General features: G+C 65.6%; 11 protein-coding genes and 1 pseudogene. 6 read left to right on the forward strand and 6 right to left on the reverse strand.

All coding sequences use genetic code 11. The annotated features are described in order from the left end of the window. Positions 1–333 precede the first annotated feature (333 nt). Positions 334–763: pseudogene (locus tag GRF61_RS00770) on the reverse strand (transposase); the annotation flags it as partial. Between the two features lie 91 nt (positions 764–854). Next, positions 855–2,249: a hypothetical protein gene (locus GRF61_RS00775; protein WP_169148841.1), complete on the reverse strand. Its 1,395-nt coding sequence runs from the start codon at positions 2,247–2,249 to the stop codon at positions 855–857. Between the two features lie 169 nt (positions 2,250–2,418). On the opposite strand from GRF61_RS00775, the gene GRF61_RS00780 reads away from it, so the two are divergent. Beyond that, a complete protein-coding gene (locus tag GRF61_RS00780) occupies positions 2,419–3,213 on the forward strand; it encodes a thymidylate synthase (RefSeq protein ID WP_169148842.1) in 795 nt (264 codons plus the stop codon). Beyond that, entirely contained in the window at positions 3,210–3,710 is a 501-nt protein-coding gene (locus GRF61_RS00785; protein WP_169148843.1) for a dihydrofolate reductase, read from the forward strand. Before GRF61_RS00780 ends, GRF61_RS00785 begins: the two co-directional genes overlap by 4 nt. 93 nt (positions 3,711–3,803) lie before the next feature. Here the strand turns inward: GRF61_RS00785 and GRF61_RS00790 are convergent, their stop codons facing one another. The 3 genes from GRF61_RS00790 to apbC form a co-directional block, all read right to left on the reverse strand. Beyond that, complete coding sequence (locus tag GRF61_RS00790) at positions 3,804–6,050, reverse strand: arginine/lysine/ornithine decarboxylase (RefSeq protein WP_133589787.1); 2,247 nt, start codon at positions 6,048–6,050, stop codon at positions 3,804–3,806. A 138-nt stretch (positions 6,051–6,188) separates the two neighbouring features. Beyond that, the gene (gene dcd, locus GRF61_RS00795; RefSeq protein WP_169148844.1) at positions 6,189–6,755 is read right to left on the reverse strand and encodes a dCTP deaminase; all 567 of its coding nucleotides are present in this window, start codon (positions 6,753–6,755) and stop codon (positions 6,189–6,191) included. Positions 6,756–6,867: 112 nt separating this feature from the next. Further along, complete coding sequence (gene apbC / locus GRF61_RS00800; protein ID WP_169148845.1) at positions 6,868–7,959, reverse strand: iron-sulfur cluster carrier protein ApbC; 1,092 nt, start codon at positions 7,957–7,959, stop codon at positions 6,868–6,870. A 188-nt stretch (positions 7,960–8,147) separates the two neighbouring features. Between apbC and GRF61_RS00805 the strand changes: the two genes are divergently transcribed. The 4 genes from GRF61_RS00805 (at position 8,148) to GRF61_RS00820 (ending at position 13,228) form a co-directional block, all read left to right on the forward strand. Further along, positions 8,148–8,744, forward strand: coding sequence for an OmpA family protein (locus GRF61_RS00805; protein WP_248281054.1), 597 nt, complete (start codon positions 8,148–8,150; stop codon positions 8,742–8,744). Between the two features lie 136 nt (positions 8,745–8,880). Then, a complete protein-coding gene (gene metG, locus GRF61_RS00810; RefSeq protein ID WP_169148847.1) occupies positions 8,881–11,046 on the forward strand; it encodes a methionine--tRNA ligase in 2,166 nt (721 codons plus the stop codon). Positions 11,047–11,262: 216 nt separating this feature from the next. Beyond that, the gene (sulP, locus tag GRF61_RS00815) at positions 11,263–12,936 is read left to right on the forward strand and encodes a sulfate permease (protein WP_169148848.1); all 1,674 of its coding nucleotides are present in this window, start codon (positions 11,263–11,265) and stop codon (positions 12,934–12,936) included. Continuing rightward, entirely contained in the window at positions 12,929–13,228 is a 300-nt protein-coding gene (locus GRF61_RS00820; RefSeq protein WP_169148849.1) for an acylphosphatase, read from the forward strand. Before sulP ends, GRF61_RS00820 begins: the two co-directional genes overlap by 8 nt. 17 nt (positions 13,229–13,245) lie before the next feature. On the opposite strand, the gene dnaE is transcribed toward GRF61_RS00820, so the two are convergent. Then, complete coding sequence (gene dnaE, locus GRF61_RS00825; RefSeq protein ID WP_169148850.1) at positions 13,246–16,737, reverse strand: DNA polymerase III subunit alpha; 3,492 nt, start codon at positions 16,735–16,737, stop codon at positions 13,246–13,248. Positions 16,738–16,781 lie beyond the last annotated feature (44 nt).

The raw sequence follows: 16,781 nt of genomic DNA on the forward strand, positions 1-16,781 counted from the left end.
TGCGTTTTTTATTTTTCACTTAAAAACCGCAGAACGCCTTGCTTCCCAAGCCCTTCAGCCCCGCCGCATTTCGCTGCAGCGCTGAAGAGGTGCGCATTATAGACACCGCTCACATAACGTCAACCCTAAAACCAGAAAACTTCTAGGTCAGTTCGCAACGCTCTATGGAAGTACTGAACAAATAATGATCAAGCGCCCGCGGACCGATTCGAGCGCGTATCAGTGACAGCCTTTCGAGTTCGATGGCATTTTTGGCTTCCGATCGGCCGTCTACGGGCTGCTGTCCTCCGTTTTTGCTCCTTGGTGCCCCATCAGGATGCACCTCGGGCATAAAGCCGCGATGAGCGTCACATCGACGACGATGCCTTCACGCATCATCAAGCCTTTCTCGGCCAGCTGCGTCTTGATCCCCTCGAAGATCTTGCCCCGTGCGTCTCCAGCAAGCGGCGAAACTTCAACAGCGTGGTCGCGTCCGGCGCTGCCTCCCGGAGCCAGATCAATGCCGACGAAGGCGCGGATCGCCTGGCTGTCGTAGATGGCGTCCTCGATCCCTTGATCCGACAGCCCGAAACACTGCCGAGCGAGGTGCATCCGCAGCCCCGATCGGCGCCCGGCCGCGGCCCGCACCCTTTGGGTAGAACGGTTCGATCTCTGCGTCCAGCGCAGACCACGGCGTCACCGCCCCGACCTCGGCGAGGAAGCGGTCGCGCCGCGTCTGCTTCTCCTTGACGGCGCACGCCAGGTCGGAAAGGCTCGATTGCATCGGTTGAGGTCTCGTCGTGGCCCAGCACCCGCCATTATCTCAAAGGCATTCCGCCAGCCGGGCAGTGGCGGACGAATGAATCAGCGATTCCTTAAAGCACTTGATAAACACGCAGATCAAACCCCTCACCGCTCATTGAGATATCAAGAGGCTTGAGCTTTTGAATCGCGCCCTCTGAGGTAATGAAAAGCGGGGTATCCACTTGCAGCGCTCCCGCTCCAGCAACAACCCGCACGGCCTCCCCTCTCAGGGGTTGATCGCACAGAAATACCTTCAAGGGCGCCCTGCCGTCGTCCGCGCTGACAAAGAAGGGGCGCTGGGACAGCGTTTCGACGCCTATCTCTACTCCCCCCTCACTGCGACGAACCCTGCGGACAATCCCGAGATGCCAGCTATCTCCATCCTGCGGGCGGACAGCGAGGAGGCTGCCCAACTCAGGAGCGCTGGCAGCAGGGTCATCGATAGCCGCGCCGACTCCTCCCCGACTCAGGTCCCGGATCACCCAGACCTCGGGCTCCACGTCCAGCACGTCGGAGTCGAAGACTTTCACGACCGCATCGAAACCAGAAACCACCAATAAGTGAGCCGCAACGGAGTGCCTGCGGAAACGCCGCAGGGGCGGGGACGGAGACCAATGGCGCTGAAGATGCACGACTGCGGCGAGCCAAGTCAGCGCAGGGAAGTTGCCATCGTCGAGCCCCGCCGGCAGCGCACCTTGGCGCAATTGCTCAGCCAGCTCGGCGAGCAACTCCAGCGCCGCTGCGGATGAGAAGAACCATCCCTGGGCAGACCCGGGCCGCGTGGAGCGCCTCGGCAGTGGGGCATTCAGCGGGTCTATTACATAGCAGACGCAGGGCAGCGGCTCCCTGACCATTACCAGGAAGGGCAGCGCTATGGTCACCAACCTGTCCACCGCCAGGAAGACCGGCAAGGAGAGTTGCTCCAGTGCGGCGGAGTGAAAGCCCAAAGCGCGGAGATACTCCTGGCGCACGCCCTCGTCATGGCCCACCACCATGCCCGCCCCAGCGTTCAAGGTGGAAGCGAACAACGCCCCGATTTCACTCCATACAACTTCGTCCGGAATGTGGCGAGCGTGGCCGTGCCACTTGATTCTCTCGGTACCAGCGGCCGAGTAGCGGGCCAGCAATGCGGGATCAGCCACGCGGCCGACATTGCGGGCCAAGGAACGGTAGGCGTCGAACAGAACCACGTGAGCGCTGCGTACGCCTTCCACGCGGTCAAGCACTGGAACTTCGCCTTCATCCGGCGCAGACAAAACCTGGCTGACGGCGCGGCGCAACTCGTCGTCCAGTGCGTAGAGATGCTGGATCTCCCGGGTGCTCGGTGTGCTGGAAAACTGGAGCGCTTTCAGGTCCTCGCTCAGGACGGACAAGCGCTCAAGCGCGTCGCTTGAGCGCAGCCCATGCGTCAAGGTGAAATCGAAGGCGCTGCCTCGGCCGTTACCTGCGACATTTGCGTCTTTCACCGCCCCCTCCACTCCCCAGCATGTGCCGCCAGAGCCGCCAAGCCGCCGGCCCTTTCCGTCGCGGGAGAGTAGCACATGGCCCTCGCATAGAGAGGGGGGAGGCTCCAGGGGCCAGTGGATCGACGGCACACGAGCGGAGGTAGAATCGTCGTTTTGGCCGGGCGATGCGATGAAGCAATACCTTGAACTGATGCGCCATGTGCTGGAGCACGGCGATCGCAAGACCGATAGAACCGGCACCGGCACACTATCGGTCTTTGGCTGGCAGATGCGCTTTCGGCTGGAAGACGGCTTTCCCCTGTTGACGACGAAGAAGCTGCATACCCGCTCCATCGTCTATGAACTGCTGTGGTTCCTGCGAGGCGACACCAACATCCGCTATCTGAAGGACAATGGCGTTTCCATCTGGGACGAATGGGCGGATGAGAACGGCGACCTCGGCCCCGTCTATGGCAAGCAGTGGCGCCACTGGGAAACGCGCGACGGGCGCAGCATCGACCAGGTCAGCCGGCTCATCGACGGCATCAAGCGCAACCCGGACTCCCGCCGCCACATCGTCTCCGCCTGGAATCCCGGTGAAGTGGAAGGCATGGCGCTGCCGCCCTGCCACGCGCTGTTCCAGTTCTATGTGGCCAACGGTCGGCTGTCCTGCCAGCTGTATCAACGTAGCGCGGACATTTTCCTCGGCGTGCCCTTCAACATCGCCTCGTACGCTCTCCTGACACATATGGTGGCGCAGGCCTGCGATCTGATCCCCGGCGACTTCGTCTGGACGGGCGGCGACTGCCACTTGTATCTCAACCACCTGGAGCAGGCCCGGGAACAGTTGAGCCGGGCACCACGCCCCTTGCCCACGCTGCGCATTGCCACGGAGAACAGGGACATCTTCGCCTTCCACTACGAGGACTTCGTGCTGGAGGGCTACGACCCTCACCCTCACATCAAGGCACCGGTGGCGGTATGACGAGGGAAGCGGAAGTCGTTCTGCTGGCCGCGGTCGCCCGCAACGGCGTCATCGGTCGGGACAACACCCTGCCCTGGCGGCTGAAGACGGATCTGGCACGGTTCAAGGCCAGGACGCTGGGGCACCCGATCCTGATGGGGCGCAAGACCTGGGAGTCGCTGGGCCGCCCCCTGCCCGGCCGGCGCAATCTGGTGGTCACCCGCGACGCGGGCTATCGCGCCCAGGGCGCCGAACTCTTCCCCAGTCCCGAGGCGGCCATTGCCGCCGTGCCGGCAGACCAGACCCTGTTCGTGATCGGCGGCGCCCAGCTCTACCTGCAGTTGCTGGATCAGGCTCATCGCCTGATCCTCACCGAAGTGCAGGCCGACGTCGAAGGCGACGCGCATTTTCCGGCCCTGGACCGCGCCGCCTATATAGAGGTGAGCCGCGAACACATCCCCGCGGATGCGGACAACGAGTTCGCCTTCGACATCGTCGAGTATCAGCGCGGGGGCTGACGCGTCACCCCACGCACCTGCAGGAAACGCTCAGGAGCCGACGAAAAAAAGGGGCCGCACTTGCGGCCCCTTTTCTTGGGAGCGAAGGCCCGCTCAGTCGGCGCGGACGCAATCCACCGCGTAGCGACCATCCTCGCCCTTCACCAGACCGTGGATGTCGGTCTCGAAGCCGGGGAAGCGGGCGTTGAAGTCACGCGCGAACCGCAGGTAACGGACGATGGTGGCGTTGAAGCGCTCGCCCGGAATCAATAGCGGGATGCCCGGCGGATACGGCGTGACCAGCATCGCGGTGACCCGGCCTTCGAGCTCGTCGATGAACACCCGCTCGATCTCGCGGTGCGCCATCTTGGCGAAAGCGTCCGCCGGCTTCATCGCCGGCACCATGTCCGACAGGTACATCTCGGTGGTGAGCCGTGCCACGTCGTGTGCCTTGTAGAAGCTGTGGATCTGGGCGCAGAGATCCTTCAGGCCGACCTTTTCATAGCGCGGATGCTTGGCGATGAAGTCCGGCATCACCCGCCACAGCGGCTGGTTGCGGTCGTAGTCGTCCTTGAACTGCTGCAGCTCGGTCACCAGGGTGTTCCAGCGCCCCTTGGTGATGCCGATGGTGAACATGATGAAGAAGGAGTACAGGCCGGTCTTCTCGACGATGATGCCGTGCTCGGCCAGGTATTTGGTGACGATGGCGGCCGGGATGCCGGTGTGGTCGGCGAAGTCGCCATCCATGTCCAGCCCCGGGGTGATGATGGTCGCCTTGATCGGGTCCAGCATGTTGAAACCGGGGCTGAGGTCACCAAAGCCGTGCCAGCGCTCGCCGGCGTTGAGCATCCAATCCTCACGCTCGCCCAGGCCCTCCTCGGCTAGGTAGTCCGGCCCCCAGACCTTGAACCACCAATCTTCCGAGCCGAACTCGGCGTCCACCTTGCGCATGGCGCGGCGGAACTCGACCGCCTCCATCAGCGACTCCTCCACCAGCGCCGGGCCGCCCGGCGGCTCCATCATCGCCGCCGCCACGTCGCAGGAGGCGATGATCGCGTACTGCGGCGAGGTCGAGGTATGCATCAGGTAGGCCTCGTTGAAGATGTCGCGGTCCAGCATGCGGGTCTGCGAGTCCTGCACCAGTATCTGCGAGGCCTGGCTGAGACCGGCCAGCAGCTTGTGGGTGGACTGGGTAGAGAAAACCATGGACTCCTTGCAGCGCGGGCGGTCAGCGCCAATGGCGTGGTAGTCGCCATAGAAGTCGTGGAAGGCGGCGTGCGGCAACCAGGCTTCATCGAAGTGCAGGGTGTCTATCCGGCCGTCGAGCATCTCCTTGATGGTCTCGACGTTGTACACCACGCCGTCGTAAGTGGACTGGGTGATGGTGAGAATGCGCGGCTTCTTGCTCTTGGCCTCGCGGGCGAAGGGGTTGGCCTCGATCTTCTTCTGGATGTTCTCCATCGAGAACTCCTGCAGCGGGATCGGGCCGATGATGCCGTAGTGGTTGCGCGTCGGCGTCAGGAACACAGGCACCGCGCCGGTCATGATGATGGAGTGGAGGATGGATTTGTGGCAGTTGCGGTCCACCACCACGATGTCGCCCGGCGCCACCGTGGTATGCCACACCATCTTGTTTGAGGTGGAGGTGCCGTTGGTGACAAAGTACAGGTGGTCGCAGTTGAAGATGCGCGCTGCGTTGCGCTCGGAGGCGGCCACCGGGCCGGTGTGGTCCAGCAGCTGGCCGAGCTCGTCCACCGCATTGCAGACATCCGCCCGCAGCATGTTCTCGCCGAAGAACTGGTGGAACATGTGGCCGACCGGGCTCTTCAGGAAGGCGACGCCGCCGGAGTGACCGGGGCAGTGCCAGGAGTAGGAGCCGTCGGCGGCATAGTGGGTCAGCGCGCGGAAGAACGGCGGCGGCAGGCACTCGAGGTAATTCTTGGCCTCGCGCACGATGTAGCGGGCGACGAATTCCGGTGTGTCCTCGAACATGTGGATGAAGCCGTGCATCTCCCGCAGCACATCGTTGGGGATGTGGCGGCTGGTGCGCGTTTCACCGTAGAGGAAGATGGGAATGTCGGCGTTGCGGAAGCGGATCTCTTCGACGAAGGCGCGCAGGTCGGCGATCGCCTTGGCCGAGGCCTCCGGCGAGGAGAACTCCTCGTCGTCTATCGACAGGATGAAGGCAGAGCCCCTGCTCTGCTGCTGGGCAAACGAGGTGAGGTCGCCGTAGCTCGTCACCCCCAGCACTTCCATGCCTTCATCGCCGATGGCCTTCGCTAGCGCGCGGATACCCAGCCCGGAGGTGTTCTCCGAGCGGAAGTCCTCGTCGATGATGATGATGGGAAAGTGGAATCGCATCCTTCAGTTCTCCAGCGGCGTGCCCTTGCAGGCCGGCGGGCATGTTACCCGCCCCATGTTTGCTTTCGCGTTACCGGAAAGCACAAGGGGGCCGGATACCCGGCCCCCCGATCCTGTCTCCTGATCCCCTCTGCCCGGTCAGATTTTGGGCAGGGTGACACCGGTCTGACCGAGATATTTCCCGCCCCGGTCACGATAAGAGGTGTCGCACACTTCATCCGACTCGAAGAACAGCATCTGCGCCACACCCTCGTTGGCGTAGATCTTCGCCGGCAGCGGCGTGGTGTTCGAGAACTCCAGCGTGACATGGCCTTCCCACTCGGGCTCCAGGGGCGTGACGTTCACGATGATGCCGCAGCGCGCGTAGGTGCTCTTGCCCAGGCAGACGGTGAGGATGCTGCGCGGGATGCGGAAGTACTCCACCGTACGGGCCAAGGCGAAGGAGTTCGGCGGGATGATGCAGACGTCGCCGGTGAAATTGACGAAGTTGCGCTCGTCGAAGGCCTTCGGGTCCACGATGGTGGAGTTGATGTTGGTGAAGATCTTGAATTCGTTCGCGCAGCGCACATCGTAGCCGTAGCTCGAAGTGCCGTAGGAAACGATCTTCTCGCCCCCGCTGGTGCGCACCAGTTCCGGAGCGAAGGGCTCGATCATGCCTTCCTGCTCCGCCATGCGGCGGATCCACTTGTCGGACTTGATGGACATCGGGCGCGCTTTCCTGACTTACCGGCCTGGCGGCCGCGAAAAATCGGCGTAGTGTAGGGCAATGGCCGGCAGACCGAAAGCGCCTGCCAGCCATTGCCCGCTCAGGGGTTGATCAGGTGTTCTGGATCACGATGCTGGGGAACTTGTGCGTCATGTCCTTCGCCTTCTCGGCGATGCGCACCGCGACCTTGCGCGCGATCTCCTTGTAGATGGCGGCGATGCGGCCATCCGGCTCCGCCGCCACCGTCGGCAGACCGCCATCCGCCTCCTGGCGGATCTGGATGTCCAGCGGCAGCGCGCCGAGGAAGGGGATGCCGTAGTCGGCGCACAGCTTCTGCCCGCCGCCGGTGCCGAAGATGTGTTCTTCGTGGCCGCAGTTGGAGCAGATGTGCATGCTCATGTTCTCCACCACGCCGAGGATGGGCACGCCCACCTTCTCGAACATCTTCAGGCCTTTGCGCGCATCCAGCAGGGCGATGTCCTGCGGCGTGGTGACGATCACCGCGCCGGTCACCGGCACACTCTGCGACAGGGTCAGCTGGATGTCGCCGGTACCCGGCGGCATGTCGATGACGAGGTAGTCCAGATCCTTCCAGGCGGTTTCCTTCAGCATCTGGTTCAGCGCCTGGGTGGCCATCGGGCCACGCCAGACCATAGGTGTGTCGGTGTCGATCAGGAAGCCGATGGACATGGCCTGCAGGCCGAGCGCCTCCAGCGGCTCCATGGTCTTGCCGTCGCGGGTTTCCGGCCGGCGACCGCCTATACCCAGCATCTGCGGCTGCGAAGGGCCATAGATGTCCGCATCGAGGATGCCCACGCTCGCGCCTTCGGCGGCCAGCGCCAGCGCCAAATTGGCGGCGGTGGTGCTCTTGCCGACGCCGCCCTTGCCGGACGACACCGCGACGATGTTCTTCACCCCCGGCAGCAGCTTCACGCCCTGCTGCACCGCATGCGCCACCACCCGGCTGCGCACCTCGATGTCCACCTTGCCCAGCCCTGGCAGGCCTGCCAGGGCCTGCTGCAACTGGGCGCGGATGGGCTCATGCTGGCTCTTGGCCGGATAGCCCAGCTCGACTTCGAAGCGCACATCGGCGCCCGACACAGAGAGATTGCGGATGCAGCGCGTGCTCACCAGGTCCTTGCCTGTGTTCGGATCAATTACGGATTTCAGCGCTTCTGTTACGGTTTCCTGAGACAAGCTCATGTCGGTTTTCCTCGATAATCGCGCCGCCCGGGAGCAAGCAGGCGGGAACGGACCGCATCATACCGGACCGCTTCCCATGCCTCATCCACCGTCGCCGCGGGGTTTTACCTATCCTGAAAAAGGGTCGCCAAGGTAAGCAAAGGGCTTCCGCGCCAATGTTCCGTACGCACAACACCACTCGAGACACCATGATCCGATCCACGCTTCTTCCCGCCTGCCTCGCCATGCTGCTCTGCGCCTGCGCCGCCACACCGCCGGCCGGCAACCCACAAGCCGCACGCGGCAGCGGCGCCGCGCCCGGCGCCGGCAACGCACCGCGCACCGCCACCACAACCGCCAACGGCGCCAGCACGGTCAACTGGAACACCCTGCGCACCGACCTCGCCACCGCGCTCAAGGGCGTGCCCGACGTGGAGATCAGCCCCGCACCCGAAGGCCTGCAATTGCGGCTCCCGGTGAGCAACGGCTTCGACTCCGGCAAGGCCGTGCCGCGCCCGCCGCTCACCCGCATGCTGGACGCGGTGGTCGCCCCGCTGGCCGCCTACCCGCGCGTCGCCATCCATGTCGTCGGCCATACCGACAGCATCGGCAGCGAGATGTACAACCTCAAGCTCTCCATTTCCCGCGCCGAGGCGGTCACCGAATACCTGCGCAGCCAGGGCCTGGGGCTGGAACGCCTGAGCTCCGACGGCAAGGGCGAAGCCGAGCCGATCGCCGACAACGCCCGCGAGCCCGGCCGCGCCCGCAACCGTCGGGTGGAGATCTACCTGCGTGCCATGCCCTGATGCGTCCATGCCCGCTGCGGCGCCGGTCAAGGCCGCGCCGCAGCGGGCACGGTGATGCACAAAACGCGCCCGACTGCCGCCGGCGGCCCGGGCGCGTTTGCTAAACTCGCGCTTTTCCCCGTTTCCCGGCCCCATCATGTCCCGCAAGATCCTCGTCACCAACGCCTTGCCCTACGCCAACGGCGACATCCACCTCGGTCACCTGGTCGGTTACGTCCAGGGCGACATCTGGGTTCGCTTCCAGCGCATGCGCGGCAGCGAGGTGCACTACGTCTGCGCGGATGACACCCACGGCACGCCCATCATGCTGCGGGCCGAAAAGGAAGGCATCACACCGGAACAGCTGATCGCCCGGGTGCATACCCAGCACCTGCGCGACTTCACCGACTTCGGCGTCGCCTTCGACAACTACCACTCCACCCACAGCCCGGAAAACCGCGCCTATGCCGAAGAAATCTACGGCCGGCTGCGGCAGGCAGGCCTGATCGAAACCCGCGACATCGAACAGTTCTACGACCCGGTCAAGGAACTGTTCCTGCCGGACCGCTTCATCAAGGGCGAGTGCCCCAAGTGCGGCGCGGCCGACCAGTACGGCGACAACTGCGAAGTCTGTGGCGCCGCCTACACGCCCACCGAGTTGAAGAACCCCTACTCGGCGGTGTCCGGCGCCAAGCCGGTGATGAAGACTTCGGAACACTACTTCTTCCGCCTCTCCGATCCCCGTGCCGCCAGCTTCCTGCGCGAATGGACACGCGGCAGCAACGCCGCCGGCCAGCGCCGCCTGCAGGCCGAAGCCGCCAACAAGATGAAGGAATGGCTGGGTGAGGAAGGCGACAACCGCCTGTCCGATTGGGACATTTCCCGCGACGCGCCCTATTTCGGCTTCGAGATTCCCGGCGCACCCGGCAAGTACTTCTATGTCTGGCTGGACGCGCCCATCGGCTACTTCGCCAGCTTCCGCAACCTCGCCGACCGCAAGGGCGGCATCGCGGTGGAGGACTTCATCGAGGCCGCCCGCGCCGAGGCCGCCGGCACCGAGCTGGTGCACTTCATCGGCAAGGACATCCTCTACTTCCACGCCCTGTTCTGGCCGGCCATGCTGCAATTCGCCGGCTACCGCACGCCCAGCCAGCTGTGCGTGAACGGCTTCCTCACGGTGGACGGCGCCAAGATGTCCAAGAGCCGCGGCACCTTCATCACCGCCCGCTCCTACATCGACCAGGGCCTCAACGCCGAGTGGTTGCGCTACTACTTCGCCAGCAAGTCCAACGGCACGATGGAAGACGTGGACCTCAACCTCGACGACATGATCGCCAAGGTCAACTCCGACCTCGTCGGCAAGTTCGTCAACATCGCCAGCCGCTGCGCCGGCTTCATCGCCAAGCGCTTCGACGGCGCGCTGGGCGCCAGCGATGCCGCCGCCACCGCCGAATTCCGGGCCGCCTTCGAAGCCGAGACCGTGGCCCGCGCCTATGAAGAGCGCGACTACGGCCGCGCCCTGCGCGAAATCATGCGGCTGGCCGACGTCGCCAACCAGTATGTGAACGACCACAAGCCGTGGGAGTTGGCCAAGCAGGAAGGCCAGGAAGCCAGGCTGCACATCGTCTGCAGCACCGCGCTGACGCTGTTCCGCGACCTCACGCTCTACCTCAAGCCGGTGCTGCCGGCGCTGGCCGCCCAGGTCGAAGCCTTCCTCGCCATCGCTCCGCTCAACTGGGAGACCGGCTGGCAGGCGCTGCCGGCGGGCCATCGCATCCAGCCTTACCAGCACCTGATGACACGGGTCGAGCGCAAGCAGGTCGACGCCCTGCTGGAAGCCAACCGCGACTCGCTGGCTCCGGCCGCCCCCACAGCCACCGCCGCAACGGCCAAGACCGGGAATGCGGAAAACGCCGACAAGGCCGCCAGGGCGGAAAAACCTGTCGCCCCCGCCGCCGCAGACGCCGGCCACATCAGCATCGACGACTTCACCAAGGTGGACCTGCGCATCGCCCGCATCGTCGATGCCCAGCATGTGGAAGGCGCCGACAAGCTGATCCGCCTGCAGCTGGACGTCGGCGAAACCGACGAGGCCGGCGCGCCCAAACCGCGCCAGGTGTTCGCCGGCATCAAGTCCGCCTACGACCCGGCCACGCTGGTCGGCCGGCTGACGGTGATGGTGGCCAACCTCGCGCCGCGCAAGATGAAGTTCGGCATGAGCGAAGGCATGGTGCTGGCCGCCTCCGACCCGGAAGGCAACACCGGCGGCCTCTACATCCTGTCACCCGACAGCGGCGCCACGCCCGGCATGCGGGTGAAGTAAACCGCACCCGCCGGCCGCTGGACAAGGCGGCCGGCGAGGCGAACAATGGGCGCTCGCTTTTCCACGCCCCTTCCCATCCGTCTCCCCGGAACCCGGCAATGCCACTGACGCCTTCCAAGCGCTGGATCGTGCAGCAGCGAACCCGACCGGGTCGGGCGTTTCCGCCAGCCGCCCGCCTGGGCACATGCCGAACCGGAAACCCGCTGTGGAGACGCCATGAAAATTTCCTTTCGCCCCAGACTGCTTGACACCCTGCCCGGCTACCGCAGGGCGAGCTTCAGCCAGGATCTATCGGCCGGCATCACCGTCGGCGTACTTGCACTGCCGCTGGCCATGGCCTTCGCCATCGCCTCCGGCCTCAGCCCGGCGGCCGGCATCTGGACCGCCATCGTCGCCGGCTTCCTCATCTCGGTGCTCGGCGGCTCGCGGGTGCAGATCGGCGGCCCCACCGGCGCCTTCATCCCCATTATCTACGCCATTGTCGTCGACTACGGCGTGCAGAACCTGCTGATCGCCACCATGATGTCCGGCGCCATGCTTCTGGCCATGGGCGCCTTCCGCCTCGGCAGCATGATCCGCTTCATCCCGCTGTCTGTCGTCATCGGTTTCACCAACGGCATCGCGGTGGTGATCTTCCTCTCCCAGATCAAGGATTTCCTCGGCCTGCAGATCGCCAATCTGCCTGGCGAGTTCTTCGGCAAGATGAAGGCGCTGATCGATGCGCTACCGACGCTGCACCTGCCGACGGTGGCGGTCGCCGTCGCCTCGCTACTGCTGTTGCTGGCCTGGAACCGGCGCGCCGCCCGCACGCCCTGGATGCGCCGGATGCCGGGGCCGCTGGCGGCGCTGGTGATCATGACCGCGCTGAACGCGCTGTTCAGCCTGCCGGTGGACACCATAGGCAGCCGTTTCGGCGGCATCCCGCGCGACCTGCCCGCCATCGCCCTGCCCGAGCTCTCCCTCGGCACCCTGGGCAAGCTGATCGCGCCGGCGCTCACCATCGCCCTGCTGGGGGCAATCGAATCGCTGCTGTCAGCGCGGGTAGCCGACAGCCAGATCGACGACCGCCACGATCCCAACCAAGAGTTGATGGCGCAAGGCATCGCCAACATCGCCGCGCCGCTGTTCGGCGGCTTCGCCGCCACAGGCGCCATCGCCCGCACCGCCACCAACATCCGCACCGGCGGCCGCACGCCGGTGGCCGGCGCCATCCACGCGCTGGTGCTGCTGGCGGTGGTGCTGGTGCTGGCGCCGCTGGCCAGCGCCATTCCGCTGGCCACGCTGTCGGCCATCGTGGTGGTGGTGGCGATCAACATGGGCGAATGGCACGCCTTCGCACCCACCGAGCTGCGCCGCTACTCGGTGCAGTACCGCACCATCCTGCTCGGCACCTTCTTCGTCACCGTGGTGTTCGACCTGACGCTGGCCGTGGAGCTGGGCATGGTGCTGGCCAGCCTGTTCTTCATCTACCGCATGTCCGACCTCACCCGCATCGAACGCATCCAGATCGATGGCGGGAACGCCAGCGACGGCACGCCGCGCATCCTCGCCTACCGCCTGTTCGGCAGCCTGTTCTTCGGTGCCGCCAACAAACTGGAGAACCTGCTGCTGATGCAGGAGGGACATCCGGCAGTGGTGATCCTGGACCTGGACAAGGTGATCAACATCGACACCACCGGCCTGGATATCCTGCAGACGCTGCATCGCAACCTGCACAAGCGCGGCGCGGAACTGATCCTGTGCGGCCTCAATCCCCAGCCCGGCTCGCTAGTGCAGCGCTCCGGCTTCAGCGAACGGCTGGGGGCAGACAACATCGCCGCCGATCTCACCGCCGCCGTTGCCCGCGCGCGGCAGGTACAGCCGCCCGCCGCCGAGGTTTCCTATGCCTGATCACCCCAAGCCTGCGACCAGCCTGGTGCTGAGAGTCCGCGGCAAGGTGCAGGGCGTGGGCTACCGTGCCGCCGCCCAGGCCGAGGCCCTGCGGCTGGGCCTGCAGGGCTGGGTGCGCAACCGCGCCGATGGCAGCGTGGAAGCGCTGATTGCCGGCAACGAAGAGGCGGTGGAGCGCTTCGTGGAATGGAGCCGCTGCGGCCCGCCTGCGGCGAGGGTGGCCGAGGTGGCCTGCAGCCCGGCCGCCGAGGAGGCGCCCGCCGGGCCTTTCGGCGTGCGCCCCACCCACTGAAAAGCGAGCCGCAAGCCTCAGGACGGATAGTCGATCTCGACCGCGTTAGGCGGCAGCCATTCGCGCAGGCTGTCGAGCAGGTTCTCCTCCAGCCGCACCCGCCACGCCCGCCCCAGCGGCAGATCCGCTTCGGCGTGGGCATTGCGGTAGCGCACCTGCACCGGGCAGGTGCCGTCGCGGAAAGGCGCCAGCAGGTTTTGCAGCCGGTCCGCCGCCGCGGCCGGGCCGCCGGCCTCGCCCACCTCGCCGTTCAGCCTGAGGTTAAGGGCGCGGGCGAAGCGGCTGCGTGCCTCGCCCAGGGTCAGCAGCTTGTCGGCGATGATGCGGTAGCCGCCGGAGAACTCGTCGTTACTGACCTTGCCTTCCACCACCAGCACTTCGTCGGTGACGATCTTGCCGCGGTTGGCCTCCAGCACCTCCGAATACACCGCGATCTCCCGCGGCGTGGTGCCGTCGTCCAGCTGCACGAAGGTCATCTTGCCGCGGCTGCCCATCTTGGTCCGCGCTTCCATTACCACGCCCGCCATCATCACCAGGTCGCGCGAGGGCTCGATCTGCGCCAGGGTACGGCGGACGAAGCGGCGCACCTCGGCCTTGAAGGCGTTGAACGGATGGCCCGAAAGGAAGAAGCCGATGGCGATCTTCTCTTCCTTCAGCCGCTCGCGCTCGCTCCAGGGGCGGACGCTGACGAACTCCACCGCCGCGCCGGCCGCCTCCGGCACCATGTCGAACAGGCCGCCCTGCATGGCATTGGCGGCGGCCTGCTCGGCGGCCTCCATCGCCAGCGGCACGGTGGCCATGAGCTGGGCGCGGTCGCGGCCCTTGTGGCCTTCCAGCGGGTCCATGGCGCCGGCGCGGATCAGCGCTTCGACCACCCGGCGGTTCACCAGGCGGCGGTCCACCCGCTCGCAGAAATCGAACAGGTCGTGGAAGGGCTTCCTGCCGCGGGCGGCGATGATGGCGCGCACCGCCGGCTCGCCGCAGCCCTTCACCGCGCCCAGGCCGTAGCGGATGGTCTTGCGGTCCACCGGCACGAAGCGGTACTCGGACTCGTTCACATCCGGCGGCAGGATGGCGATCTTGTTGGCGAGGGTGTCCTCGTAGAAGATCTTGACGGTGTCGGTGTTGTCCAGGTCCGAGGACATGGTGGCCGCCATGAAAGCGGCGCAGTGGTGGGATTTCAGCCAGGCGGTGTGGTAGGTGACCACCGCGTAGGCGGCGGTGTGCGACTTGTTGAAGCCGTACTCCGCGAACTTGGTCATCAGGTCGAACAGCTGTTCGGCCAGCGCCGGGTCGTAGCCCTTCTGCTTGGCGCCGTCGGCGATGGTGGCGCGGTGCTTCGCCATCTCGTCGGCTTTCTTCTTGCCCATCGCGCGGCGCAGCATGTCGGCACCACCCAGGGTGTAGCCGCCGATGATCTGCGAGATCTGCATCACCTGTTCCTGGTACACGATGACGCCGTAGGTCGGCTCCAGGCAGGCTTTGAGGTCGGGGTGGAAGTAATCGATCTCCTGCTGGCCTTTCTTCCGCAGGATGAAGTCGTCCACCATGCCCGAGCCCAGCGGGCCGGGGCGGTAGAGCGCGAGCACCGCGATGATGTCTTCGAAACGGTCGGGGGCGAGCTTTTTCAGCAGCTTCTTCATCCCGTCCGATTCCACCTGGAAGATCGCGGTGGTGTTGGCGTCCTTCAGGATCTGGTAGGCGGCGGGGTCCTGGAAGCCCAGGCTCATCAGGTCGACGCGCTCGCCGGTGAGGCGCTCCACGTAGTCCAGCGCCAGTTCGATAATCGTCAGGTTGCGCAGGCCGAGGAAGTCGAACTTCACCAGGCCGACGGCTTCGACGTCGTCCTTGTCGAACTGCGACACCGGCGTGGCGTCGTCGCCGTCGGCGATGTAGAGCGGGCAGAAGTCGGTGAGCTTGCCGGGCGCGATCAGCACACCGCCGGCGTGCATGCCGACGCCGCGGGTCAGGCCTTCCAGCGGCTCAGCCAGCCCCCACAGGGTCTGGACGGCCTCGCCGTCGTTGCCGTCCTTCATCATCTCGCCGATCTGCGGCTCCATTTCGTAGGCGCGCGCCAGCGACACCGGCTTGGCGCCTTCGATGGGAACCAGCTTGGACAAGCGGTCGCACAGACCGTAGGGCATGTCGAGCACGCGGCCGACGTCGCGCACCACCGCCTTGGAGGCCAGGGTGCCGAAGGTGGCGATCTGGCTTACCGCGTCCTTGCCGTAGCGCTCGCGCACGTACTCGATGACGCGGTAGCGGTTGTCCTGGCAGAAGTCGATGTCGAAGTCGGGCATGGACACCCGCTCCGGATTCAGGAAGCGTTCGAACAGCAGCGCGTACTCCAGCGGATCGAGGTCGGTGATCTTCAGCGAGTAGGCCACCAGCGAACCGGCGCCCGAGCCCCGCCCGGGGCCGACCGGCACGCCGTTGTTCTTACCCCACTGGATGAAATCGGCAACGATGAGGAAGTAGCCTGGGAAGCCCATCTGGATGATGGTGTCGGTCTCGAACTTCAGCCGCTCCTCGTAGCGCGGGCGCTGCTTCTCGCGCTCCTCCGGATGCGGGTAGAGCTCGATCAGCCGCTGCTCCAGACCTTTCTTCGCCTCCAGCACCAGGAAGTCGTCCAGGCTCATGCCATCCGGCGTCGGGAACAGCGGCAGGAAGTTCTTGCCCAGCTGCACGGTGAGCGAGCAGCGCTTGGCGATCTCCACCGCGTTCTCGAGCGCCTCCGGGATGTCGGCGAACAGTGCGCACATCTCGTCCTGGCTCTTGAGGTACTGCTCCTCGGTAAAGTCGCGCGGCCGGCGCTTGTCGGCCAGCACATAGCCTTGGGCGATGCAGACGCGCGCCTCGTGGGCCCGGAAATCTTCGCGCTTGAGGAACTGCACCGGGTGGGTCGCCACCACCGGCAGATCCAGCCGGGAGGCGATCTGCAGCGCGTGGCGGATGTAGGTCTCGGTGCCGGGGTGGCCGGCGCGCTGCACCTCGATGTAGAAGGCATCCGGGAACAGCCGGGCCCAGTCGGCGGCCAGGCGTTCGGCGAGGTCGGCGTTGCCGTTGGCGAGGGCGTGACCGATGTCGCCATCCATAGCGCCAGACAGGCACAGCAGGCCGCTGGCAGCGCCACCCTCGAACCATTCGCGGCGCAACTCGGCGCGCCCGCGGTACTTGTTCTCCAGGTAGGCGCGAGTGAGCAGTTCGCACAGCTGGCCGTAGCCGGCACGGTCACGGCAGACCAGCAGCACGCGGTAGGGTTTGTCGCGCTCGACCTCGTTCTGGACCCAGGCGTCCACGCCGATCACCGGCTTCACGCCCTTGCCGCGCGCGCCCTTGTAGAACTTGACCATGCCGAAGAGGTTGGCGAGGTCGGAGATGCCGAGCGCCGGCATGCCGTCGGCGGCGGCGGCGGAAATCGCCTGATCGATCTGGACGATGCCGTCGGTGATCGAGTATTCGGAGTGCAGGCGGAGATGGACGAAACGGGGCTGATGTGGGGCATTCATGGGGCGGGATTTTACCCGACCCCACCCCGGCCGGCCCGACCATC

The organism is Azoarcus sp. TTM-91 (assembly GCF_012911025.1).
Classification (GTDB): Bacteria; Pseudomonadota; Gammaproteobacteria; order Burkholderiales; family Rhodocyclaceae; genus Azoarcus.